Source organism: Paenibacillus sp. (assembly GCF_031177825.1).
GTDB lineage: Bacteria > Bacillota > Bacilli > Paenibacillales > YIM-B00363 > Paenibacillus_AE.
Genome location: NZ_JAPSKE010000001.1, coordinates 376,219 through 400,284, shown reverse-complemented (window position 1 = coordinate 400,284; position 24,066 = coordinate 376,219). Strand labels below are relative to the sequence as shown.

Here is a 24,066-nt window from a genome sequence, read left to right as displayed (position 1 = left end):
GGAACAGATCGACATCCGCATCGAGAGCGGCCGCGTGACGGCCGCGACGAATAGCGTATCGAACAGCGAATCGTATAGCGAATCGAACAGGAAAGAACCGTCCCCCCGGTGGGACGTTCCCATAGCGAAGACGGAAGACTTCGAACGCGCGGCGCGCGAGCTGGCGGCGGATCCGGCGCTGGACGGGCGCTGGCGCGCCGGACTGGCGACGGAAGACGAGCGCGAGCGGCTCGGCGCCGGCGAGCGGGGGTGGCGCGCGGAGTGCGATTGCGGCCAGCGGCAGCCGTGCCGACACGCGCAGTCGCTGCTGTTCCGCTTCCGGCAAGAAGCCAAGCGGGACCCTTGGCTCTGGTGGGAAGCGGCCGGCGTCGACCGCGACGCCTTGGCGTCCGCCGTTCGCAACGCCCGCGCGAAGCTGGCCGAAGACGCGCCCGAGGCGGAGGCGGCATGGGAGGCGCGGGCCGTGCAGCAAGCCAAGTCCCAGGCTCGGGAAAGCGGCGAGCCCTGGATGTTGCGTCGGATTGCGGATCCGGCGTTCTGGAATCGAGACGTACCGTTCGCCGATTGGCTGAAGCCGATCGCGTACGCCGTCCGCGCAAAGGAGGAGCATCATGACGCCGAGAGCGACCACAAGATGGATTCGCACGTTCGTGAACGCCCATAAGCTGTCGTCGTTTCAAGATAAGACGGCCGCCTTGCGGGCGGAACCGAACCCTTACTACTTGCTGGAATGGCTCGTCGTGCCGAAGGAAACCGAAGCCGGCACAGAAGACGATGCGTTCTGGAGCGCTTGGGAAGGAGAACGAACGCCGGGAGCGGAGAAGGGCAGCCTGATCGGCGTCGAGGCGTGCTTCCGCGAACAGCTGCCGATCGAGCTCTTGATCGGGGAGCCGATCGCCGAAGAAGACGCGGCGCGGCTCGCGACCGCGTTCGCCGATCTCGCCGCTCGCTACGGCGTAGAACGCTGGTCGGCGGGCGTCGAGGCGCTCGTCGAGCGGTTGAGGCAAGCGGCGGACCGCAGCTACCCCGAATACGTCGAGGCGCTGCGCCTCGAGGCGGAGAAGCTCGACGGCGAGGCCGCCCGCCAACTCGAGGAACTGAAGGCGGAGGCGGCGGAGTACGAAGAAGGCGAATTCGATCTCGAAGCGGAAAAGCGGGCCGCCCAGTCGAAATGGGACCGCAAGAAACAAGAGCTGCCGTTGAAGCTCCTGTCGCGGCTGTTCCCGGACGACGCGCTCCTTAGAGGCATGGCGACGAGCGGCGTACCGAAGCCGGCGGAACGGGTCAAGGCCGCGGCGGAGCGGCTGCGGGCGAGCGCGTCGCACCCGGCGATCGGATGGGCGGCGGCGCTCGACGCGGGCGACGTCGACGCGTTAGAGCGCGACTTGGCGGCCGCGGGCGCCGCCGCGGCCGCTTGGCTTGCGGCATACATGAGCCGCAGCGAGATGACGCGCGGCTGGCTCCCGTTGGAGGAACGGCAGCGCGCCGCGCTGCGATGGATCGCCAGAACGGCGGGAGCGGAGACGGACGCGGACGAGGAGCGGGGCGACCGCTGGATGAACGCGGCGTTCCGCGCGGCCGGCTGGGAAGGTCTGCTCGCCGAACCCGAATTCGCGGAGCGGGCGCTGCACGCCTTCGTCTGGCGCGCGGCGCGCGCCGAAGACCGGCGGAAGCGGCTTCGCGAGGAGCTCGTTCTGCAGCATTGGGCGTCGTTCGCGGACCGATTCCGCGAAGACGGGGCCGAAGAGCGGTTCGAAACCGTCTCCTGGGTGTTCCTGCTCGACCCGGAGAACGTGCAGCAGCGATTGCTCCGCGGCGCCGCGGACCGGGCGGAGGAGCTGATCCGCAGGCTGTGCCTTCTGTATGCGGAAGGCATTCGCCGCGGTCTCGACGTACGGATCGTCGTATCGTTATATACGTATTTGGCCAAACATGATAGAGAAGTCTTCTATTCGTTCGTACACGGCACGAAGTCGATCGAAGAGGCGCTGCCGATGATGGAACTGCCGAGCGCGGAGCTGTCGCAGCTGTTCCGCGGGGACGGCGTCCGGCAGACGTCGGCGCGCAAGCACTTGCTGCAGCTGTTTTACGCGTTCTTGGAGGAACCCCAAGAAGAGCGCCAACCGAAAGGGAAGGCGAGAAAACCGTCCGAGGCGCTGCAGAAGCTGGCCGCCATTTTATCCGCGGACAAGAGGGCGGCCGTCGTCGGTTGGCTGCACCGGCACGAGCGAGACTGGAGATCGTGGGTCGGCGACAAGCGGGAGCGGGGCGAGGCGCTGACGCGCTTGCTTCGATTCCGCTGGTTGGGGACGGCCGCCGAACCGACGGAGCAGCATCGCGCGGTGGAAGAATGGCTGCAGCGGCGCACCGACTGGGTGCAATTCGAGACGGACGCGCCGAATGTGGAAGGCAAGGGCGTCACGTACGCGATCGCGAAGCCAGGAGCCATCGACGCGGAGACGGGCGAGGTGCTCGTTCGCGCGACGGTGCGGGCGGAATGGTCCGACCGGAAGGAAATCGGCAAGCTCTTGGACGATCTGAAGCTGCTCTAGGACGACATACGACATAGTCATGAAACGGAGGTACACCTTATGGATCCCTTGCTCGTCGGCATCGACTTCGGGACGACCAACAGCTCGGTGGCCGTGCTCGACCCGGTCCAGAACCGGGTGCATATGAAACGATTGGACGAAGGCGAGACTCCCTACCTGATCCGCACGATCTTGTCGAAAGGCACGGAAGGCGATTGGATCATCGGCAATCAAGCGGCGGCGCTCGGCAAGCTGCGCGACCGTTCGGTGCTGTCGCTCAAGACGGAGCTTCGGCGGTCGCCGGACTTCCGTCTGCGCGTGGACGGCCAAGACGTGCCGCTCGTGGAATGCATCTCGCGCTTTCTGATGGCGCTGCTCGAGGAAGCCGGCATTCCGGAGCCCGAGACGATCGACCGGCTGGCGCTCAGCGTGCCGGTCAACTACGACGATCGGCGCAAGGCGATGATGGAGCAGGCGGCCGTCAACATCGGCGTCGAGCCGAGCCGCATCTGGTTCCTCGACGAACCGGTATCCGTCTTATGGGATTGCCGCATCATCCCGTCGCGTTACGCGCTCGTCTTCGACTTCGGAGGCGGCACGCTCGACATGGCGATCATGGATAAAGAAGCGTCGGAGAAGCACCGGCAAGCGATCGTGCATCACCCGTACTTCGACCCGGACGACAACGACAGCAACCGGTACCACGGCAAAGTCGTGACGAAGCTCGGACTCGACCTCGGCGGAGACGATCTGGACGACTGCCTCGTGAAGTTGTTCGTCGAACGGGGCAAGGCGCAGGGCAATCCGGTGTGCGATTCGATCGCGCTCGAGCTGTTCGAGGACCCGGAGCGGCTCCACAAGCTGAAGTCGCATCCGCAGTACACGTTCTATCACCAGATGAAATCGATCGCCGAGCAGGTGAAGCGCAGACTGTCGACCGAGGAATCGGTGACGGTAGACGTGCCGCCGCTCATGCCGGGCGTCGACCAAGGCATCAAGGACGTGACGATCACGGCCGAGCAATTCTACCTCGCGACGGAGAAGCCGCGGGAGACGCTGATGAAGGGGCTGACGGAGCTCGCCCGCAAGTTCAACGAGGCGACCCGGCTGACGCGCCGAGACATCGGAGCCGTCCTGTTGTCCGGCGGCAGCTCGCTCGTGCCGTTCGTGCCGGACGTGCTCGAGGAGCTGTTCCCGAACGCCCGCATCGTCTGGGACGAGGAGCATCTGCAGACGCGCATCGCGAGGGGCAACGCCCGGTACACGCGCAGCGAGGACGAGTGGATCGTCGGCGACGTCGTGAACGCTTCGATCGGCATCTATAACCATGCCGGCAAGGAGACGATCGAAATTATCGCCGCCGACGACACGTATCCGATCAAGAAGCAGAAGCGCGTCGCGACGACGAAGCCGAACCAAACGAAGATCGAGATCGCTCCGATGGTGAAGGCGCAGGGGAGCGACCGATACGAGCCGCTGCAGAAGTACGGCCGACCGATTTTATGGCGCATGAACATCCGGGCGCATCCCGGAACGCACGACGTGAACCGGCTGACCATCACGTACGCGATCGACAAGTCGCAGCGGCTGCGCGTGTCCGCTTACGACAATCTGTTCAAGTCGGAGGTCGGCGTCGAGGAAGTCGAGCTGGCGGATTCGGGCTGGAACGTCCGATTGGATCGAAAATAATCCCGAAGGAGGGCGTATCCGCATGAACGAAACAACGCCGATCACCCCGCCGGACTACAACCGAGATTATACGCTCGGGTGGCTGATGCGGCTGCTGACGACTCCGAGCCCGACCGGGTTTACGCACGATATTTTGCGCTTGCTCGAGGAAGAGACCGCGAAGCTGGGCTTCCGCATGGAGCGCATCGCCAAGGGCGGCGGCTTCGTCCGCGTCGAAGGGACGTCGGGCGGTCCGGCGCTTGCCATTACCGGCCACGTCGATACGCTCGGCGCGATGGTCCGTTCGGCGAACGCCGACGGTACGCTACGTTTGACGCTGCTCGGCGGGTATATGCTGCCATCGATCGAAAACGAATACTGCCTCGTTCACACCCGCGACGCCAAGGCGTTCTCCGGCACGATTCTGCCGAAGAAAGCCTCCGTGCACGTATACGAAGACGCGCGCGACCAGAAGCGCAACGAGGAACACTACGTCGTCCGCCTGGACGAGACGGTCTCGAGCAAGGAGGACGTCAAGGCGCTCGGCATCGAGACGGGCGACTATATTTCGTTCGATCCGCGCGCCGTCTTCCTGGATAACGGCTACATCAAGTCGCGTCACCTCGACGACAAAGCCGGCGTAGCCGCCATGTTCGCGCTGCTCGAGGCGATGTCCCGCACGGGCGCGAAGCCGCGGCGCGATCTGATTTTCTTCTTCTCGAATTACGAAGAGATCGGCCATGGCTCGTCTTACGTCCCCGGCGGGGCGGAGGAGATGCTCGCGATCGACATGGGCGCGATCGGAGACGACCTCGCCTGCACGGAGCGGGACGTATCGATCTGCGCGAAGGATTCGACGGGGCCGTACGATTACGAGATGACGAATCGGCTCGTCGGTCACGCGAAGCGGCTCGGACTCGGTTACGCCGTCGATATTTATCCGCGGTACGGCTCGGACGCGTCCGCCGCGCTGCGGGCGGGCCAGAACATCCGGGCCGCGCTGATCGGCCCGGGCGTCGCCGCTTCGCACGGGATGGAGCGGACGCACGAAGACGCGATCCGGAGCACGTACGCGCTGCTGGCCGCCTACGCGCTGGAATAAACGCGGATGAGCGGACCGATGACCGACGTCGCCGAACAGGAGCTGATTCGTCGCAGATGGAGCGGCGAAGCGCCGTTCGCCGTCTATTTCTACACGCCTTGGTGCGGGACGTGCCGGTACGGCGAGAAGATGTTGACCGTCGTCCGGGCGATGGCGCCGGACGCGGCGATGTTCAAAGCGAACGTGAACTTCATGCCGACCGTCGTGCAGGATTGGAAGATCGAGAGCGTGCCCTGCCTTGCGTTCGTCGAGGAGAAGCGCGTGACGGAGAAAGTGTACACGATGCGCTCGGTCGAGTATTTGCTGGAGCGCGTCCGGGCACGGCTCGGCACGTGACATTCATAACTACCCGCGACGTGCGGCCGATGCTATAATGGCACTACTTTTTTCGTAGAAAGCAGGACTCGTCTATGACCGTACATATCATCACCGACGGCAGCGCCGATCTGCCGGAATCGATTCGCGACGGCTGGGGCATTCGCGTCGTGCCGCTCGGCGTTCGCTTCGGCGAAGCGGAGTTCGATTCGACGATGGCATCGAGCGAATTTTACGCTCGGATGCGTGAGTCGGAGTCGCTTCCCCAGACGTCGAGTCCGGCGCCTCACGCGTTCATGGAAGCGTATCGCGACGTCCCGCCGGGCGAATCGATCCTCGTCGTCGCCTTGTCTTCGCAGGTGAGCAGCACGTATCGACACGCGGTGCTCGCCAAGGAGATGTTCGAGGAGGAACGGCCCGGCGCCGCCGACATCGAGGTGATCGATTCGAAGACGGCTTCGGCCGGGCTCGGAGGCATCGTCTATAAAGCGGCCAAGATGGCGAAGGACGGCGTCGGCGCACGGGACATCGCGTCCGCCGTGAAGCGGCTCGCAGCCGAGACGCGCACGCACTTCGTCCTCGACACGCTGGAGAACGTCATCAAGGGCGGCAGGCTCGACCGCGTCCGAGGCGCGGTCGCTTCGATGCTCAATATCAAGCTGCTGATGCACGCGAGCGAGCACGGCGCCATCGAGGTGCTGGAGAAAGCTCGGGGCACGTCCAACGCGGTGAAGAAGCTGATCGATCGGATCGAAGACGCGAAGCACGAGGTAAGCGGCAAGCTGCTCGCCGTGGCGCACAGCAACTGCGAGGAGCGGGCGAAGGCGCTCGTGCGCGACATCTTGGCGCGGTACGACTTCGGAGAAGTCGTCGTGTCGGACATGGGACCGGTCATCGGGACGTATGCGGGCGAAGGCGGATTATTGATTTCGTATTAAGCGAGGAGGGACGGACATGAACGTCGGCGATTTGGTCGTCGCTCGGTATAAGAGCGGCGAATACGTAGGCGAGCTGATCCAGCTCGACCGGCCGAAGGCGAAGGTGCGGACGCTCGCCGTTCGCAAGCACCCGACGCAGGGCGATCTGCACCATCCGGAGCAGGCGGACGTGGCGTTCTTCCACGAGCGTCGGGCGCTGAGCTATCGCGAGGTGGCGAACGTCTTCGCTTCCGAGCTGGCGCCGTACGACGGTGCGGAAGCGCCGGACTACCAGGCTTCGCTCGCGGAGGCGCTGGACGCCGAGATCGCGACGATGGAGCGGCGCGGCGACGCGTTCGGGCGCCGCGCGCTGCTGGAGCTGGAGAAGCTGAAGCGGGACTATTTCGGGGTGTAACCGGATTCGGCGCGACATCCGCCTCTTCGACGAGAGGCGGATTTTTCATTTCATCAGAGGGAGACGCAAGCGACGCATCATGAGACTTCGAGACTTTCATCCGAACGTAAGACTGCGCATTTATTTAGGATTTTTCAGTTCGTTCCTCTTCAACCTCGTGATCCCGTACATGACGATCTACTTCGCCAGAGAGCTCGGGGCTTTGGCGGCGGGGCTCGCCCTGACGACCGGCGTCGTCTTGAGCCTCGCCGCCGGCTTCTGGTCGGGCTACGTCTCCGACCGGATCGGCCGCAAGAAGCTGATGGTCGCCGCGGAGCTCGTCTTCCTCGGCGCGTACGCGACGCTGGCGCTGGCGACGTCGCCGGCGATCGACGCGCCTTGGGTCGCGCTCGCGGCTTCGATCGCCGCTCAGGTCGGCTGGGGCGTCTACGGACCGGCGTCCGACGGCATGCTGCTCGACGTCACGTCGCCGGAATCTCGCAAATTCATGTATTCGATCTTTTACTGGTCGAACAACTTAGCGATCGCGCTCGGCGGCATGATCGGCGCGTACTTGTTCTCGTCGCATCTGACGCTCATGCTGCTGCTCTTGACCGGCATGACGGTCGTGACCGCGACGCTGACGGCGTGGCGCATCGGGGAGACGCACTTCCCCGGCGCGGCCGACGCCGCCGCGAACGCGCGCGACCTGTTTCGCAGCTACGGCCGCGTGCTTCGCGACCGGACGTTCATGTGGCTGTGCCTCGCGAACTTGCTCGTGTTGTCGACGGAATTCCATCTCGGCAACTATATCGGCGTTCGGCTCGCGGACGAATTCGGGACGCAGTCGCTATTCGGAGCGGGGGAACAGGCCGTGCGCATGGACGGCGTGCAGATGCTTGGGCTGCTTCGCACGGAAAATACGCTGTTCGTCGTCGTCTTCTCGCTGTTCGCGGCAAGCGTCATGCGGCGACTGCGCGATCGTCACGCTTTGTATGCCGGCATGTTCCTGTACGTCGCCGGGTACGCGTTCCAGATGTGGTCGAACAGCCCGTGGCCGCTTCTCGTCGCGATGCTGCTCGCGACGTGGGGCGAGGTCATCAATTCTCCGATCCGGACGGCGTACCATGTTTCGATCGTTCCGGACGACGCCAGAGGCTCGTACATGGCGGTCGATTCGCTCGCGCATTCCGGCGCCATGATGTTCGGCACGCTGGCCGTGTCGCTCGGCTCGCTTTTCTCGCCGGAAGCGATGGCCGCCTTCACGCTCGCGACCGGCCTCGGCGGCGTGGCGATCTTCGCGGCTTTGATGGGGAAGCTGGAGGGTCGCATGGAGGCGGGCTCGCAACGCAAAGCGACGCCGGTCCCGACGGGGGCGTCGGAAACGGCGTCGCGTTAGCATCGTTTTACTTGTCCGTTCCTAGTTTCTCGAACTCGTCGCGAATCGCCTGAAGCTTCGAAGGCGAGGACGCGCATTCGTAGGCTGTCGCCGCCAGTGCCTTGGCGCCGAGCAGCATCCCTTGGAACGCCCGGTCCTTCATCGCGGCGTCTCGGAATTCGACCGTATGCAAGGCGAATTTCTCGTCGACGACCTGCACGTACGGATGAGCGGCGGGGCACTGCAGCGACACGTTGCCGAGATCGAGCGAGCCGTGATCGTTGCCGCGCTGGATGCTCGCCTCCGGCACGCCGAGCGCGACGAGCGCCGCGGTGAAGGCGTCGGACAGCGTCTCGTTCGTCCGCAGCTCGTCGTACGAAAACTCGTAGTTCGAGACTGTAAGCGAACAACCTGTCGCGAGGGCGGCGCCTTCCGCGACGCGCTTCACCTTCTCCACGAGCTCGTTGGTGTACGCCCGCGTTCCGGCTCGTACGTAGAAGTCTGCGCAGGCATAATCGGGAATCACGTTCGGCGCCTTGCCGCCGTTCGTAATGACGCCGTGAATGCGCGCGTCGGCCTTCGTCTGCTGTCGCAGCGCGTTGATGCCGTTGAACAGCTGGATGACCGCGTCGAGCGCGTTGACGCCGTCCTCCGGATTGGCGGCGGCGTGCGCCGGCCGGCCGCGGTATTCGAAGCGAAGCGCGTCCATCGCCATGGACGACCCGGATTTCTCGTAGGCGTAATACGGATGCGCCATCAGCGCGAAGCTGCAATCGCGGAACATGCCGGCTTCGGCCATAAGCACCTTGGCGCCCTTCGTCTCTTCGGCGGGCGTGCCGTAGACGCGAATTTTGCCGCCGAAGTCGTCGAGCGCCGCCGCGAGGCCGACCGCCGCCGCGACGCTCATCGAGCAGATGAGATGATGGCCGCAGGCGTGGCCGATGTCCGGCAGGGCGTCGTATTCGGCGAGGAACGCTACGGTCGGGCCCGGCTTTCCGGAATCGAGCTCCGCGACGAACGCGGTCGGAAGGCCGAGCGTATGGCGCTCGATCCGGAAGCCGAAGCTTTCGAGCGCTTCGGTCAACGTTTCGAACGCGAAAAACTCCTCGTTGCCGAGCTCGGGCCGGTTGCCGATCGCGTTCGCGATGCCGCGGATCCGGGGGGCGATCTCGTCGATTCGGGAGAGAATGGAAGAATTCATTTGCAACATTCCTTTCGTCAATCGAGTCTGAATCGTGAAGCGTTTTCTACGGAATTATAGCATATTGCGGGGCGGATTTCCGATCCGCCGGGAGCCGGGGAGCTAGCATTGGACAAACGTTCCCGATTGTGGCACGATGGAGAATGGGAATGAACAATAGGAGGATGAACGATGTCAGACAATCAGAAGCCCGTATCCGGCCAAGGCAACGGCGGAACGGCAGGGGGCAAAGGGAAGATCATTCTGCCATGGGTATTGTTCGCGGCGACCGCGATCGGCTTCGGCGCGTACGCGATCGTACAGGCGAACCAATCGAACGTCGCGACGGGCAATGTCGGCGAGGAAGCGGTCGCGACGGTCGACGACGAGAAAATCACGGCGAACGAGCTGTACCAGACGATGCTGAAGCAAGTGGGGCCGCAAGCGGTCGACCAGCTGATCCTCGAGCGGCTCATTAACCGCGAAGCGGCGAAGCAGAAGATCGAAGTGTCCGATGCGGACATCAATGCGGAGCTCGATAAAATAAAAGCGAACTTCCCGGACGAAGCGACGTTCAATCAGCAGCTCGAATCCGCCGGTTTCACGCTCGACACGCTGAAGGAGCAAATCCGCCCGCAGGTGCAGCTGACGAAGCTCGTAGAGCCGCAGATCGAAGTGACGGACGAAGAGCTTCAGACGTACTACGACGAGAACAAGTCGCAATACGAGACGCCGGAGCAAGTGCGCGCGTCGCACATCCTGGTCGAGACGAAGGAAGAAGCGGAAGCGCTGCTCGAGCAGATCAAGGGCGGCGCGGACTTCGCGGAGCTCGCGAAGGAGCATTCGAAGGACGGCAGCGCGGCGCAAGGCGGCGATCTCGACTTCTTCGGCAAAGGGCAGATGGTCGCTCCGTTCGAAGAAGCGGCGTTCGCGCTCGAGATCGGCGCGGTCAGCGACGTGGTCGAATCCCAATTCGGCTTCCACATCATTAAGGTGACGGATAAGAAGGCGGCGACGACGGCGACGTTCGACGAGAAGAAAGAGGAAATCCGCGAGACGGTATTCCAACAGAAGCTTACCGAACGAACGACGACGTATGTCGAAGAGCTGCGCTCCGCGGCGAAAATCGAAAACTCCCTCGCGACGGAAGAGACAGCCGCTTCCTAAGCAGGATTGGAAAAACCGACGGTCCGCCGTCGGTTTTTCTTCGTTTTCGTAACGATATTTCGATTTCCCGACGGCAGGCGAAGACGAATCGGCACGACATTCGTTACACTCGTGGGAGGCACTTGTATAATCGTAATAATTACGATAAGATCTAAAGCGTAATGATTACGAAAAGAGGTCGTTTATGAAAAAGGTAGGCATGATCTTGGTTCTGGTCTGGTTCACTGTGTTAACGGCTTGCGCACAATCCTCGAGTGATCGAGGGGATGGAAAAAACATTCATTTTCTATATAATTTCTCTACGAAATCCCTCGACCCTCACGTAGATACCAGTTATGTTCCTTTAAGAGCGGGAATAACTGAAACGCTAGTCCGGCTAGATGAAGAGAATTTAACTGTAGCGCCTTGGTTGGCGGAGAGCTGGAAAGGCGAGGATGGTCGGCATTGGACCATAACGCTTCGCGAAGGGGTTACGTTCCATAACGGAAAGGAAATGGATGCCGAATCGGTTAAGGCTTCATTGGAACGGGCGCTTCAAGAAAGCATCGCGATCCAGAATGCCTTGAAAGTCGATACGATCGAGGTCGAAGGACAATATACATTGCGGATCACGACCAAAGTACCGTTTCCGGAGTTTGTTTCCGAGCTTGTGAATCCCAATGTTTCGATCATCGATGTAAGCGAAGGCGACATTATTAATAAACCTGTCGGTACGGGGCCTTTTCAGCTGAAGTCCTTTACGCCAGGGAGTAAACTCGAGCTTGAACGTTACGACGATTATTGGGACGGGGCGTCGAACCTCGATTCCGTCACCTTCTCTTTCAATGAAGATTCCAATGCCCGTACGCTCGCCTTGCAGGCGGGTCAGGTCGACATTGTATACCGTCCGGAAGTGGCGACATTGGATACGTTAAAAGAAAGGGACGGAATGAAAGTAGAATCTACCGCAACGTTCCGCGTACATCAAATGACCATGAACCTGCAGCGCGCAAGCTTGCAGGACGTCAACGTAAGACGCGCGGTGGATGCCTTAATCGATCGCGAGGAAATCGTCGATGCGATTCTGCTCGGATACGGGGAGCCCGCTGTAGGACCGTTCCTTCCATCCCTGCCTTTCGCCCCATCGTATGAAGGGAGGCGCGACTCGGGCAGCGAGGCGGCGATGAAGTATTTGGAAGAAGCCGGTTATCGGCTGAAAGACGGGATTATGCAAAAGGACGGTCAGCCTCTCGCGTTTACCTTGCTGACCTATCCGGCAAGAGCCGACTTGCCGTTGATCGCTCAGGTGTTCCAGTCCGATGCCAAACAAATCGGGATCGACGTAACGATTCGGCAAATCGATACCCCCGAGGAATACATGGCGTCGAATCGCGACTGGGATCTGGCTACTTATAGTAATTTGACCGCTCCGCGGGGGGATGCCGGATATTACCTGAATGCTACGTACCATCCGACCGGTGCGCTTAACTTTAGCGGCGCCGCCGAACCCGAACTTACCTCGATCATTGACGAGCTGAATCAAACGGTCAATCCCGAAGCGCGAGCTGCCCTTGCGGAGCAAGCGGCCGATTATGTCTATGCAAATGTCTTGAATTCTTTTGTACTGCACCCCTCCACGATCGTTGCTTATAACGAAAATAAGGTGATCAATTGGGTAACGACGCGGAGCGAGTATTACATGATATCAAATCTTTTGGACGTGAAATAATGCTTCGTATCATTGCTCGGAAACTTTTGGAAGTTTCGATCTTTACGGTATTGATTACGTTCGTTAGTTTTCTGTTTGTCCGGCTTGCGCCCGGCGATCCTGTGCTGACGATTCTAAACGTGGATGAACTATCGGTCAGTCGGGAGCAGGTTGAAGCGGTAAGAGAAGAGATGGGGTTTAACAAGCCGTTGCTTGTCCAATACGGGCAATGGGTTCTGCGTTTTCTACAGCTTGATTTCGGTCAGTCTTACGTAACCGGCCAACCCGTTATGGACATGATTCTCATCGGACTTCCCGCGACTCTCGAAATTACGGCCGGCGCGGTGTTCGTGATGCTGGTGATTTCCATTCCGTTAGGATCATTATCCGCGCTATACCGGAACAGCTGGATCGACCGTCTGGGCAGGGGAGTCTCGGTTATCGGAGCCGCCGTACCGAGCTTTTGGCTTGGTCTTATCCTTATCGATATTTTCGGGGTGCGGTTCAACTGGTTTCCTACCATGGGAAGAGACGGTTTTGTTTCCCTGATCCTGCCGTCTGTAACGCTTGGGCTTGCCATATCGAGCGTCTACGTTCGATTGCTTCGCTCCAGCTTACTCGATGCGCTTAGCCAGGAATTTATTCGCACGGCGAGGGCCCGAGGGCTGTCGGAACGAAGAGTATTCTTTGCGCATGCCTTTCGCCAGAGCCTGCCGCCCGTGGTTACGGTATTCGGCGTGAGCCTGGGAAGCTTGATTGCCGGTGTGGTCGTAATCGAAGTTTTGTTTGCCTACCCCGGGATCGGAAAGCTCGTGGTGGATGCGATACGTCAACGCGATTATCCGTTAATCCAAGGATATATATTCGTCATGGCGATCATCGTTTTTGTTGTAAATTCGACCGTTGATTTGACGAATCGTTATTTGAATCCCGAGTCGAGGCTGAAAGAAAGGGAGGCCGCGAAATGAGCGACTTGCCTTTCCGATTGTCGAACAAGGATAAACGCAGGGCGCAAGCCGCTATTGTGCTGCTTTTCGCGTTCCTATTCTGCGCGGTCTCCTTATATACCTTCTTGGTTTTGCATCACGATCCCACAGTAACGAATCTCGGCGGACGCCTTCAAGGGTGGAGCTTCCAGCACCCTCTCGGAACGGACCATCTCGGTCGCGATGTGTTAACCAGACTGTTGACAGGCGGCCAGCAGACGATCGGATACAGCGTCCTAGCATTAACCATCGCGCTCGCAGTCGGCATTCCGATTGGAGTTGCGTCCGGATACCGAGGCGGATGGCTGGATAAGGTGTTTATGCGCGTCGCGGACGGGTTTTTATCTTTTCCGGATATGATTGCGGCGATCATAATAAGCGGTTTGCTTGGGCCTGGAATCGGAAACTTGGTGCTAGCGATCGTCTTCGTAAAATGGGTAAATTACGCAAGGTTGGTCCGTAGTACGGTACTGACGGAAGCCCGGAAAGATTATGTAATCATTGCTCGTACGAACGGACTTTCATCCTTTACAATCATGCGTAAGCATTTACTTCCGCATCTTGCGGGGCATGTTCTCGTTCTCGCAAGCCTTGATCTCGGGAAAATCATTTTGCTCATTTCCACCTATTCCTATATCGGTCTAGGCGCGCAACCTCCGGTGCCCGAATGGGGGGCCATGCTCAACGACTCGCGCCCCTACTTCCAATCCATGCCCGAGCTCATGTTATATCCGGGTGCGGCGATCGCGATCGCGGTGTTACTGGCAAATATGCTAGGCGATTATTTGCGCGATCGTTTCGATGTCAAGAAGGAGGCGGGATCATGAACCTATCGATCGAGCAGTTATCGATTCGAAGCGGAAGCAATACCATCGTGGATCAGGTCTCCATCTCCGTTCATCAAGGGGAGTGGGTGGCGCTCGTCGGGCAAAGCGGAAGCGGGAAAACGATGCTCTCTCAAGCCGTTGGACGATTGCTTCCCTCGAATATACAGGTGGAGGGGAAAATTCTCTTCGACGAAGAAGATATCCTGTCCATGTCCAAAAAACAGATACGGGCCGTCCGAGGGCAAAGGTTGAGTTATATATTTCAAGATTATCAAGGTTCTTTCACGCCGTTTCGAACCGTGGGTCAACACTTTGATGAATATCAAAAGGCACATCGCGTTGCCGGCTCGAATACGCGGAAATACAATGCCGTTCGCGCACTTCACTCTGTCGGGTTAGAGGAATCGCTGTATCATCGGTACCCGTTCCAGTTGAGCGGGGGACAGCTTCAGCGGGTTTCCATCGCATTAGCGCTGCTGCTAACGCCAAATTTGGTCGTCGCGGACGAAATCACGACCGCGCTTGATAGCGTATCAGGGCACAAGATATTAGAATTACTGGCCGAACGTCAAAGGGAGACCGGCTGTTCGATTCTGTTCATTACGCATGATTGGCGTCATGTGAAACGTTATGCGAGTCGGATCGCGGTCATGAAGGAAGGGAAGATCGTGGAGTCCGGAGGGAAGCATCGAATCCTGGACCATCCCCAACACGAATATACGAAGCAGTTGATCCAAGCTGCGCCTACGCTGGGGCATTCCCTCCCATCCGGATGAAGCGAGGAGAAAACGCATGAGTCTGCTTACGGTTAAGCATTTGACAAAATCATATAGGTCAGGAAAGCTCGCGGTTCACGATGTCTCCTTTGAAGTGAATTATGGGGAATGTCTTGGGCTTGTCGGGGAAAGCGGCTGCGGAAAAAGCACACTGGCTCGGTGCCTGTTACGAATCGAGAATATCGACAGCGGAACGATCCTGTTAGAAGATCAAGCGATCGAACAACTTCGCGAGAAGCAGTTGTATCCTCACCGGAGAAAGGTTCAGATCGTGTTCCAAAATGCGACGGCCGCTCTGAATCCCAAGGTAAAAGTAAAAGATTCTCTCGTTGATCCATATGCTCAGTATGAAAAAGATGTAAAGCTCGCTCACTTTTCTTACACCTCTAAGGACGCCTATGTAAAGCAGTTGCTTGAAGCGGTCGAGCTGCCGTCGGAGTTGGCCGATCGTTATCCGCATGAGTTGAGCGGGGGCCAAAGACAGCGCGTTACGATTGCTCGTGCGGTCAGCATCGAGCCTAAGTTAATTGTTCTAGACGAGCCGACCGCAAGTTTGGACGTGATTTCGCAAGGAGCCATTTTGAATCTATTGACGGAACTTCGTAAAACGCTAGCGCTCTCTTATTTGTTTATTTCCCATGACCTTGCCGCCGTGAATCAAATGAGCCAACGGGTGATGGTAATGAAAGAGGGAAAACTTGTCGATCTGTTCAACTGCAATCAAATATTCGCAGAGGATCGCCATCCTTATACAAAAGAGTTGATATCCTATTTTCGATAGGGACGCAACATGCACGGAGAGGAAAGGAACTTATGAAGGTACAAGCGTCGCCGCCTACCTACGATGCGTCGAAATATACGCATAAGACATACTTGCTGCTGTCGCTCCCGCTTGTACTATCCGCTTTATCCACGCCATTGTTAGGGGCGGTGGACACTGCGGTCGTCGGGCACCTTGGCGACCCCGTATATATCGGCTCCGTCGCCGTCGGCTCCCTTATATTTAATTACTTGTATTGGCTGCTTGGATTTCTTCGCGTGAGCACCTCCGGTTTTACCGCGCAAGCGGAGGGGGCGGGAGACGCCAATGAATTGGTTATGGCGTTCTACCGCCCTTTTTTCCTAGGTCTCGGTTTCGGTTTCGCATGTATATTATTGCAAAGTCCTATTTTACAAGCGGCCCTCGCTATTGTGGGTCCATCTCATCGCGTCGCGGCTTTGGTCGATCAGTATTATTCGATCCGAATTTGGGGAGCCCCGCTTGCGCTCGCCAATTATGCGGTATACGGATGGTTAATCGGACGCTCCGAAGTCAGGATGGCATTATGGCTGCAGCTTATTCTCAACGGTTTGAATATCATATTAAATTTGCTCTTCGTATTCGGTCTTGGGATGAAAGTACAAGGCGTGGCGTGGGCGACGCTGACTTCGGAAGCTGTTGGATTCGCAGCAGGCGCTTTATTCGTCTGCTCGAAAGTAAACCGTATGGATAAAGAGTGGCAAACGTTCTTCCGTGCGGATTCATTCGTACACATGCTGAAGGTGAACCGGGATTTGTTTATAAGAACCTTCTGTCTGCTTGCCGTAATGGTGTTATTCACCGCGGCGGGAGCCGGGAGAGGCGATGCAATTCTTGCCGCTAACGCGATTCTTATGCAAATCGCCCTTATTGTTTCTTACATTTTCGACGGCTTGGCAAATGCAGGGAGCATCTGGGCCGGGAGGGCTTTCGGGGAAAAGAACGGCGCGTTGCTGCAGCAAACGATCAAGACGGGAATGTTTTGGTCCTTCGTCACGGCCGTGTTGTTGACGGCGGGCTTATCGGCGTTCGGCCGTTTTATCATCTCGCTGTTCACCGCGTCGCAGGAAGTCCAAGCGCTTGCCGTTCAATATTCAATGTGGCTTCTTCTTTTCCCGCTGGCCGTGTTCGGCGGGTTAATGCTGAACGGTATTTTTAACGGGGCAACGGAAACGGCGCCGATTCGCAATTCCATGATCATTTCCATGGCCGTTTTTGTCGTTATCCTTTACTGTATCGGGGATCGGATCGGCAATCATGGTCTTTGGCTTGCTTATATCGCGTTTAGTTTGACTCGCTCCATAATGCTTTGGAGATATACGAGCGGACTGAAGGGAGCGCTGGTCGATAGTTGCCGCCTTAGCAGGTATTCTTGACGAAAAGCTCACGATTCGCAGTTTAACGATGTTAGAATTCGGCAACAGCTTCGTCGGAGGCGGCGACGCGCCTTCTTTTTCTTTTGTCCGCGCGGGCGTGGTATAATGAGGAACGGATTTCGGAAAAAAAATTTCGCGAAAGGCGGGATTTCCATGTCCTTGCGAGAGATGCAGGCCGTGCCTGGCGAATGGCTCGAACGGCGCATCGAAGAGGTTCGCGAGCTGGAGGCTTCCGAGACGGAACGATACGGAATCGTGAAGGACGAGGAAACCGGAGAACATTATTTGCATTATCGATACATACACCGGGACGTCGCGGCCGGCGGCGCCGAATCCGCGTACCATCAGCTCATGCCGCTCGAGACGGACGAAGTGCTGGATCTTATGTTCAACGGAGCCGCATATCGGTATCCGGAGGCGTGGCGGCGGGCGTACTTGCGCAACGGACCGAACGATCAGTACGTCTGGTTCGACCCCGCGCCGACGCTGGAGGCGGACGAGGGGGAGCGAGAGGCGGAACGCATCCGGAGGACGCTCCTGGAATTTAAGCGCCAAGGCTCGTACGACCCGCAAGACGTGGAGCGGCTGCTCCGCGAATTGGATTCGAACGAAGACTGACCACGGTAAGGAGAGATTCGCGTGAACGAACAGACGTTGGCGTTATTCAAGAGCTTGACCGAGATGGCGGGAGCGCCCGGCTTCGAACAGGACGTCCGCCGCTTCCTGCGCGAGCGGCTGACGCCGCTGTCCGAAGAGATCGTAACGGACCGCATCGGCAGCTTGTTCGGGAAGAAGACGGGTCAAACGGACGGTCCGGTCGTCATGGTCGCCGGCCATATGGACGAAGTCGGCTTCATGGTGACCGGCATTACGGAGAAGGGGATGGTGAAGTTCGCGGCGCTCGGCGGCTGGTGGAGCCAAGTGCTGCTCGCGCAGCGCATGCAGATCGCGACGAAGCGCGGTCCGGTCGTCGGGGTCGTCGGTTCGACACCGCCGCATCTGCTCGACGAGGCGACGCGGAACAAGCCGGTCGATATCGGGCATATGTTCCTCGACATCGGCGCGGACGACAAGGGCGACGCGGAAGCGCTCGGCGTCGTCGTCGGCCAGCCGATCGTGCCGATCTGCCCGTTCACGCCGCTCGCCAATCCGAAGAAAATTTTGGCGAAGGCGTGGGACAACCGGTACGGCGTCGGCCTCGCGATCGAGCTGATGGAGGCGCTGCAGGGCGCTTCGCATCCGAACGTCGTGTATTCGGGAGCGACGGTGCAGGAGGAGATGGGGCTGCGCGGGGCGGAGACGGCGTCTCGATTGATCGATCCCGACATCGCCTTCGTATTGGATGCCAGCCCGGCGAACGACGCGTCCGGCGACAAGTCCGCGTTCGGCCAGCTCGGCAAGGGCGCGCTGCTCCGCGTGATGGACCGTACGATGATCACGCACCGGCTCATGGTCGAGTACGTGCGGGATACGGCGGAGACGCATAAGATCCCGTACCAATATTTCATCTCGCCGGGCGGCGGGACGGACGCGGGTCGGGTGCACTTGTCCGGCATGGGCGTGCCGACGGCGGTCGTCGGCATTCCGGCGCGATACATTCATACCGCCGCCGCGATCGTGCATGTGGACGATTACGCGGCCGCGAAGGAATTGCTTGTGAAGCTCGTTACGTCGTGCGACCGCTCCACGGTCGAGACGATCGTACGGAACGAATAGGGGGAACGGAGTCGGATGGAACAAGGGATGGAGAAGCCGAGATACAAGCCGTACGGTTCGCCGCTGTCGGGCGGCGCGCGCAAGATGATGCTGCTCGGATCCGGAGAGCTCGGCAAGGAGGTCGCGATCGAGGCGCAGCGACTCGGCGTCGAGACGATCGCGGTCGACCGGTACGAGGGGGCGCCGGCGTTCGCCGTCGCGCACCGCTCGTACGTCATCAACATGCTGGACGGCGCGGCGCTGCGGGAGCTGATCGAGCGCGAGAAGCCGGATCTGATCGTGCCGGAGATCGAAGCGATCGCGACGCCGACGCTCGTCGAGCTCGAGCGGGAAGGCTACGTCGTCGTGCCGACGGCGAACGCCGCTCGATTGACCATGGATCGCGAAGGCATTCGCCGGCTGGCCGCGGAGACGCTCGGCTTGCCGACGGCGAAGTACGCGTTCGCCGATTCGTTGGACGAGCTTCGCGCCGCGGTGGCGGACATCGGTACGCCGTGCGTCATTAAGCCGATCATGAGCTCGTCCGGCAAGGGACAGTCCGTCTGCAAGACGCCGGACGACGTCGACGCGTGCTGGAACTACGCGATGGAAGGCGGCCGGGCGAAGCGGGCGCGCGTCATCGTGGAGGAGTTCATCCGATTCGATTCCGAGATTACGATGCTGACGGTTCGCTCGGTGTCGGGCACGACGTTCTGCGCGCCGATCGGGCACGTGCAGAAGGACGGGGACTACATCGAGTCGTGGCAGCCGCACGGCATGTCCGAGGCGCAGGTTCAGGAGTCGCAGCGGATCGCGAAGACGGTGACGGACGCTTTGGGCGGCTATGGCTTATACGGCGTCGAACTGTTCCTCGCGCCGGACAAGGTGTATTTCAGCGAAGTGTCGCCGCGTCCGCACGATACGGGGCTCGTCACGCTCGGTACGCAGGACTTGTCCGAGTTCGCGCTGCACGTCCGCGCGATTCTGGGCTTCCCGGTGCCGACGATCCGGCTCCTGACGCCCGGCGCGTCTAGGACGCTGAAGGCGGTCGACAGCCGCGTCGACTTCGTCGTCGCCGGCGTCGACCGCGCCCTCGCGCTGCCGAACACGCAGGTGCGCGTATTCGGCAAGCCCGAGACGCTGCCGGGACGGCGGATGGCGGTCGCGATCGCGACCGCGGACACGGTCGAGGACGCTCGCGCCGTCGCGGGCGACGCGGCGGGGCAACTGCGGATCGAGTAGGAATGAACGGAATACCTGTTTCATGAGGCCGTCACGACGGGAGCGAAAGCTGCGTCTTGACGGCCTCTTTTTGCGTTTTGCATTTCGGAGCCGCGAATAGACGAGTCGAGGTTCGAACCCCGGCGCTGCGAGCTTTCGGCGTCCGGTCGACTCCGGAGACGCTTGCGATGCCGCTCGACGGTGCGGACTCGCATAATCTCATGGGATTGGTTCGCCCGGTATTGACGTATGATAACAGTATATGGCATTCTTCGCGACACAGCATCGCACCAATTGACAGAAGGAGGCGCAGCTCTTGAAGGCGTCGCAAACGATCATCGAGACGACCGAGCGGATCGGGGCGCACAATTATCACCCGATTCCGGTAGTGGTCGAGCGCGCGGAAGGCGTATGGGTATACGATCCGGAAGGCAACCGGTACATGGATATGCTCAGCGGCTACTCCGCGCTGAATCAAGGCCATCGTCACCCGAAAATCATTCAAGCGTTGAAGGACCAGGCCGACAAGGTGACGCTCACGTCGCGCGCGTTTTATAACGAACCGATGGCCCGGTTTTACGAGCGGCTGTCCGCGTTCACCGGCAAGTCGACGATCCTGCCGATGAACACCGGCGCGGAAGCGGTGGAGACCGCGCTGAAGGCGGCGCGGCGGTGGGCGTACGACGTGAAGAAGGTGCCGGACGACCGTGCCGAAATCATCGTCGCGAGCGGCAACTTCCACGGGCGGACGATCACCGTGACGTCGTTCTCCTCCGATCCGGCGTACCGCCGCGGCTTCGGCCCGTTCACGCCGGGCTTCCGCATCGTGCCATACGGCGACTTCGAAGCGCTGCGAAGCGCCGTGACGCCGAACACGGCCGCATTCCTCGTCGAGCCGATTCAAGGCGAAGCGGGCATCGTCATCCCGCCGGAGGGCTACCTTCGCGACGCCGCGAGCCTCTGCAAAGCGCAGAACGTTCTGCTGCTCGCGGACGAAATTCAAACCGGCTTCGGCCGCACCGGCCGCAAATTCGCCTGCGACTGGGAAGACGTGACGCCGGATATGTACATTATGGGCAAGGCGCTCGGCGCGGGCGTTCTGCCCGTGTCGGCGGTCGCGGCCGACGCCGACATTCTAAGCGTCTTCGACCCGGGATCGCACGGCTCGACGTTCGGCGGCAATCCGCTCGCCTGCGCGGTCGCCGTCGCGGCGCTCGACGTGATCGAGGAGGAGCGACTCGTCGAGAGGTCCGCGACGCTCGGCGCGGCGTTCCTAGCGCGCCTTCGGACGCTGCGGCATGCCGACATCCGCGAGGCGCGAGGCCGGGGCCTCCTCGTCGCGCTGGAGATGAAGTCGCCGGCAAGGCCGTACTGCGAGACGCTCAAGGAGCTGGGCCTGCTGTGCAAGGAGACGCACGAGAACGTTATCCGCTTCGCGCCTCCGCTAACCGCGACGCCCGAAGAGCTGGACTGGGCGTTCGAACGGATCGAGCGGGCGTTGACCGCAACGTCCTAAACCAAGAGAGGAGAGAATCGTCATGACTATGATTCCATACACGCCGGAGCCGTTCACGGATTTCTCGAACCCGAAGGAAGCGCAGGGCTTCGAAGAGGCGCTCGCGAAGGTACGGAGCGAATTAGGTCTCGAGGTGCCGCTCGTCATCGGCGGGCAGCGCATCGCAACGGAGCGAACGAGCGAATCGATCAATCCGTCCCGTTACGGCGAGACGGTCGGCGTCGTCGCGAGGGCGGACCTCACGCACGCGGAACAGGCGATCCAAGCGGCGCACTACGCGTACAAAGCCTGGTCTCGTGTATCGCCGGAGGCGCGCGCGACGGTCCTGTTCAAGACGGCGGCCATTCTGCGGCGGCGCAAGCATGAGTTCAGCGCGTGGCTGACCGTCGAGTCCGGCAAGGTAAGGGCCGAGGCGGACGCCGATACGGCGGAAGCGATCGACTTTATGGAATATTACGGGCGGCAGATGATCGCGCTCGCGAAGAAGTCCGACGACTTGCTCGTGCCGATGCCGGGCGAACATAACCGCCTCGAATACATCCCGCTAGGCGTCGGCATCGTCATCCCGCCGTGGAACTTCCCGCTTGCGATCATGGTCGGCATGACCGTCGCGTCGATCGTCGCCGGCAATACGGTCGTATTGAAGCCGGCGAGCACGACGCCGGTCATCGCGTACAAGTTTTACGAGATGCTCGAGGATGCGGGACTGCCGCCGGGCGTCGTCAACTTCGTGCCGGGCAGCGGCGCGGAAATCGGCGATTATCTCGTGACGCATAAGCTGACGCGGTATATCGCGTTCACCGGCTCGAGGGACGTGGGGCTCCGGATTCACGAGCTGTCGGCGAAGCAAAGCGAAGGCCAGATTTGGCTGAAGCGGTATATCGGCGAGATGGGCGGCAAGGATTCGATCGTCGTCGACCGCGACGCGGATCTCGAGGCGGCCGCGCAGGCGATCGTCGCATCCGCGTTCGGCTTCGCGGGGCAGAAGTGCTCCGCATGCTCCCGCGCGATCGTACATCAAGACGTCTACGACGAAGTGCTCCGTCGAGCCGTCGAGCTGACGCGTCCGTTGAAGGTCGGCGACGCCGCGGACCACGGGAATTATACGGGTCCGGTCATCGACCGGTCGGCGTACGAGAAAATTCTGGCATACGTCGAAATCGGAAAAGGGGAGGGCCGTCTCCTGACCGGCGGCGGAACGCCCGAAGCGGACCGCGGCTTCTTCATCGAGCCGACGATCTTCGCCGACGTCGATCCGAGCGCGCGGCTGATGCAGGAGGAAATATTCGGTCCCGTGCTGGCGTTCTCGAAGGCGACCGATTTCGATCATGCGCTCGAGATCGCGAACAATACGGAATACGGGCTGACCGGATCCGTGTTCACTCGGAACCGCGCGCATATCGAACGGGCGCGGCAAGAGTTCCACGTCGGGAATCTATATTTCAATCGCAAATGCACGGGCGCCATCGTCGGCGTGCATCCGTTCGGCGGCTTTAACTTGTCGGGGACCGATTCGAAGGCGGGGGGGCCGGATTACTTGCTGCAATTCGCGCAGCTGAAGCTCAGCTCGGAGAAATTGTAACGAAAGCGGGGAGAGGCGGATGTCGTGGGATTCGTTCATGCGCGGCGCGGTGCTCACGGTGGCGGGGAACGCGGGGATTCGGACGTTCTTCCAGAAGTACGGCATGCGGCTCGGGGTCGCCCGATTCGTCGCGGCGGAGCAGCTGGAGGAGACGCTTACGGCGGTGGAGCGACTCAATAAGCAAGGACTCTTGGTCACGCTCGATTACTTGGGGGAGAGCGTAAGCGAGCAAGCGCTGGCGGAGGAGGCGGCCGAGCAAGCCGTTCGCGTCCTGCGAGCGATCTACGAAAGGAAGCTGAACGCGAACGTGTCGGTGAAGCTGACCCAGCTCGGATTGCAGATCGATCCGGAGCTATGCGAGACGTTGATGACGCGGATCTTGAACGAAGCCGAACGAACGAGGAATTTCGTTCGCATCGATATGGAGGATTCGCCCGTCACGCAGAACACGATCGACTTGTTTCGGAAGCTGCTCTCGCGGTACGGTCGTAAACGGGTCGGACTCGTGCTGCAGGCATACTTATACCGTACGGAGGAAGACCGCCGCCGGCTCGGAGCGCTCGGGGCGAACCTGCGCATCGTGAAAGGGGCGTACAAGGAGCCCAAGGAAATCGCGTATCCGGAAAAGAAAGACGTCGACGAAAACTACGTCCGCCTCGTGGAAGCGCATATGAGCCAAGGCTGCTATACGGCCGTCGCCACGCATGACGAGCGGATCATCGAGAAGACGATCCGCTTCGTCCAAGAACGAGGCATCGATCGGGAGCGATTCGAGTTCCAAATGCTGTACGGCATTTCGACGTCCTTGCAGCTTCGGTTGGCGCAGGAAGGGTACCGGGTTCGCGTGTATACCCCGTTCGGGGAGGCGTGGTATCCGTACTTTACCCGCCGCATCGCGGAGCGACCCGCGAATTTATGGTTCGTAATGAAAGGGATGTTCCGTTCGTGA

The 24,066-nt window shown here is 60.3% G+C and carries 22 protein-coding genes; 21 read left to right on the top strand and 1 reads right to left on the bottom strand.

Features of this window, described 5'->3' with window-relative positions; translation table 11 throughout:
• Positions 1 to 34: 34 nt before the first annotated feature.
• From RIN49_RS01825 to RIN49_RS01790, 8 genes are all read left to right on the top strand, one after another.
• Positions 35 to 664 (top strand): hypothetical protein, encoded by a 630-nt coding sequence (locus RIN49_RS01825; protein WP_309118449.1) that lies wholly within the window; start codon positions 35 to 37, stop codon positions 662 to 664.
• A complete protein-coding gene (locus tag RIN49_RS01820) occupies positions 612 to 2,552 on the top strand; it encodes a hypothetical protein (protein ID WP_309118448.1) in 1,941 nt (646 codons plus the stop codon). Before RIN49_RS01825 ends, RIN49_RS01820 begins: the two co-directional genes overlap by 53 nt.
• Before the next feature lie 39 nt (positions 2,553 to 2,591).
• Positions 2,592 to 4,220 (top strand): Hsp70 family protein, encoded by a 1,629-nt coding sequence (locus RIN49_RS01815; protein WP_309118447.1) that lies wholly within the window; start codon positions 2,592 to 2,594, stop codon positions 4,218 to 4,220.
• Positions 4,221 to 4,242: 22 nt separating this feature from the next.
• Positions 4,243 to 5,301, top strand: a complete 1,059-nt coding sequence (locus RIN49_RS01810) for a M42 family metallopeptidase (protein WP_309118446.1) — start codon at positions 4,243 to 4,245, stop codon at positions 5,299 to 5,301.
• A 6-nt stretch (positions 5,302 to 5,307) separates the two neighbouring features.
• Positions 5,308 to 5,637 (top strand): thioredoxin family protein, encoded by a 330-nt coding sequence (locus RIN49_RS01805; protein ID WP_309118445.1) that lies wholly within the window; start codon positions 5,308 to 5,310, stop codon positions 5,635 to 5,637.
• A gap of 74 nt (positions 5,638 to 5,711) precedes the next feature.
• Positions 5,712 to 6,554 carry a DegV family protein gene (locus RIN49_RS01800; RefSeq protein ID WP_309118444.1) on the top strand — a complete coding sequence of 281 codons (843 nt, stop codon included), beginning with the start codon at positions 5,712 to 5,714 and terminating at the stop codon, positions 6,552 to 6,554.
• A 16-nt stretch (positions 6,555 to 6,570) separates the two neighbouring features.
• Positions 6,571 to 6,948 (top strand): kinase-associated lipoprotein KapB, encoded by a 378-nt coding sequence (kapB, locus tag RIN49_RS01795; RefSeq protein WP_309118443.1) that lies wholly within the window; start codon positions 6,571 to 6,573, stop codon positions 6,946 to 6,948.
• A gap of 79 nt (positions 6,949 to 7,027) precedes the next feature.
• On the top strand, positions 7,028 to 8,326 hold the full coding sequence (locus tag RIN49_RS01790) for an MFS transporter (protein WP_309118442.1): 1,299 nt from the start codon (positions 7,028 to 7,030) through the stop codon (positions 8,324 to 8,326).
• 7 nt (positions 8,327 to 8,333) lie between these two features.
• Here RIN49_RS01790 and RIN49_RS01785 read toward each other — a convergent pair whose 3' ends face one another.
• Positions 8,334 to 9,506: a M20 family metallopeptidase gene (locus RIN49_RS01785; RefSeq protein WP_309118441.1), complete on the bottom strand. Its 1,173-nt coding sequence runs from the start codon at positions 9,504 to 9,506 to the stop codon at positions 8,334 to 8,336.
• Positions 9,507 to 9,677: 171 nt separating this feature from the next.
• Between RIN49_RS01785 and RIN49_RS01780 the strand changes: the two genes are divergently transcribed.
• The 13 genes from RIN49_RS01780 (at position 9,678) to RIN49_RS01720 (ending at position 24,066) form a co-directional block, all read left to right on the top strand.
• Positions 9,678 to 10,652, top strand: a complete 975-nt coding sequence (locus RIN49_RS01780) for a peptidylprolyl isomerase (protein WP_309118440.1) — start codon at positions 9,678 to 9,680, stop codon at positions 10,650 to 10,652.
• A 184-nt stretch (positions 10,653 to 10,836) separates the two neighbouring features.
• The gene (gene nikA / locus RIN49_RS01775) at positions 10,837 to 12,360 is read left to right on the top strand and encodes a nickel ABC transporter substrate-binding protein (protein ID WP_309118439.1); all 1,524 of its coding nucleotides are present in this window, start codon (positions 10,837 to 10,839) and stop codon (positions 12,358 to 12,360) included.
• A complete protein-coding gene (nikB, locus tag RIN49_RS01770; RefSeq protein WP_309118438.1) occupies positions 12,360 to 13,307 on the top strand; it encodes a nickel ABC transporter permease in 948 nt (315 codons plus the stop codon). Before nikA ends, nikB begins: the two co-directional genes overlap by 1 nt.
• Positions 13,304 to 14,152, top strand: a complete 849-nt coding sequence (gene nikC / locus RIN49_RS01765) for a nickel transporter permease (RefSeq protein WP_309118437.1) — start codon at positions 13,304 to 13,306, stop codon at positions 14,150 to 14,152. The genes nikB and nikC overlap by 4 nt, the downstream gene beginning before the upstream one ends.
• The gene (locus RIN49_RS01760; RefSeq protein WP_309118436.1) at positions 14,149 to 14,928 is read left to right on the top strand and encodes an ABC transporter ATP-binding protein; all 780 of its coding nucleotides are present in this window, start codon (positions 14,149 to 14,151) and stop codon (positions 14,926 to 14,928) included. Before nikC ends, RIN49_RS01760 begins: the two co-directional genes overlap by 4 nt.
• 16 nt (positions 14,929 to 14,944) lie before the next feature.
• Positions 14,945 to 15,709: an ABC transporter ATP-binding protein gene (locus RIN49_RS01755; protein ID WP_309118435.1), complete on the top strand. Its 765-nt coding sequence runs from the start codon at positions 14,945 to 14,947 to the stop codon at positions 15,707 to 15,709.
• A 32-nt stretch (positions 15,710 to 15,741) separates the two neighbouring features.
• On the top strand, positions 15,742 to 17,103 hold the full coding sequence (locus RIN49_RS01750) for an MATE family efflux transporter (RefSeq protein WP_309118434.1): 1,362 nt from the start codon (positions 15,742 to 15,744) through the stop codon (positions 17,101 to 17,103).
• Between the two features lie 153 nt (positions 17,104 to 17,256).
• Positions 17,257 to 17,721: a hypothetical protein gene (locus RIN49_RS01745; protein ID WP_309118433.1), complete on the top strand. Its 465-nt coding sequence runs from the start codon at positions 17,257 to 17,259 to the stop codon at positions 17,719 to 17,721.
• A 21-nt stretch (positions 17,722 to 17,742) separates the two neighbouring features.
• Positions 17,743 to 18,819, top strand: coding sequence for a M42 family metallopeptidase (locus RIN49_RS01740; RefSeq protein WP_309118432.1), 1,077 nt, complete (start codon positions 17,743 to 17,745; stop codon positions 18,817 to 18,819).
• Between the two features lie 15 nt (positions 18,820 to 18,834).
• Complete coding sequence (purT, locus tag RIN49_RS01735) at positions 18,835 to 20,040, top strand: formate-dependent phosphoribosylglycinamide formyltransferase (protein ID WP_309118431.1); 1,206 nt, start codon at positions 18,835 to 18,837, stop codon at positions 20,038 to 20,040.
• Between the two features lie 295 nt (positions 20,041 to 20,335).
• Positions 20,336 to 21,535 carry an ornithine--oxo-acid transaminase gene (locus RIN49_RS01730; protein WP_309118430.1) on the top strand — a complete coding sequence of 400 codons (1,200 nt, stop codon included), beginning with the start codon at positions 20,336 to 20,338 and terminating at the stop codon, positions 21,533 to 21,535.
• A gap of 28 nt (positions 21,536 to 21,563) precedes the next feature.
• On the top strand, positions 21,564 to 23,117 hold the full coding sequence (pruA, locus tag RIN49_RS01725) for an L-glutamate gamma-semialdehyde dehydrogenase (RefSeq protein WP_309118504.1): 1,554 nt from the start codon (positions 21,564 to 21,566) through the stop codon (positions 23,115 to 23,117).
• 19 nt (positions 23,118 to 23,136) lie between these two features.
• Positions 23,137 to 24,066, top strand: coding sequence for a proline dehydrogenase family protein (locus tag RIN49_RS01720; protein WP_309118429.1), 930 nt, complete (start codon positions 23,137 to 23,139; stop codon positions 24,064 to 24,066).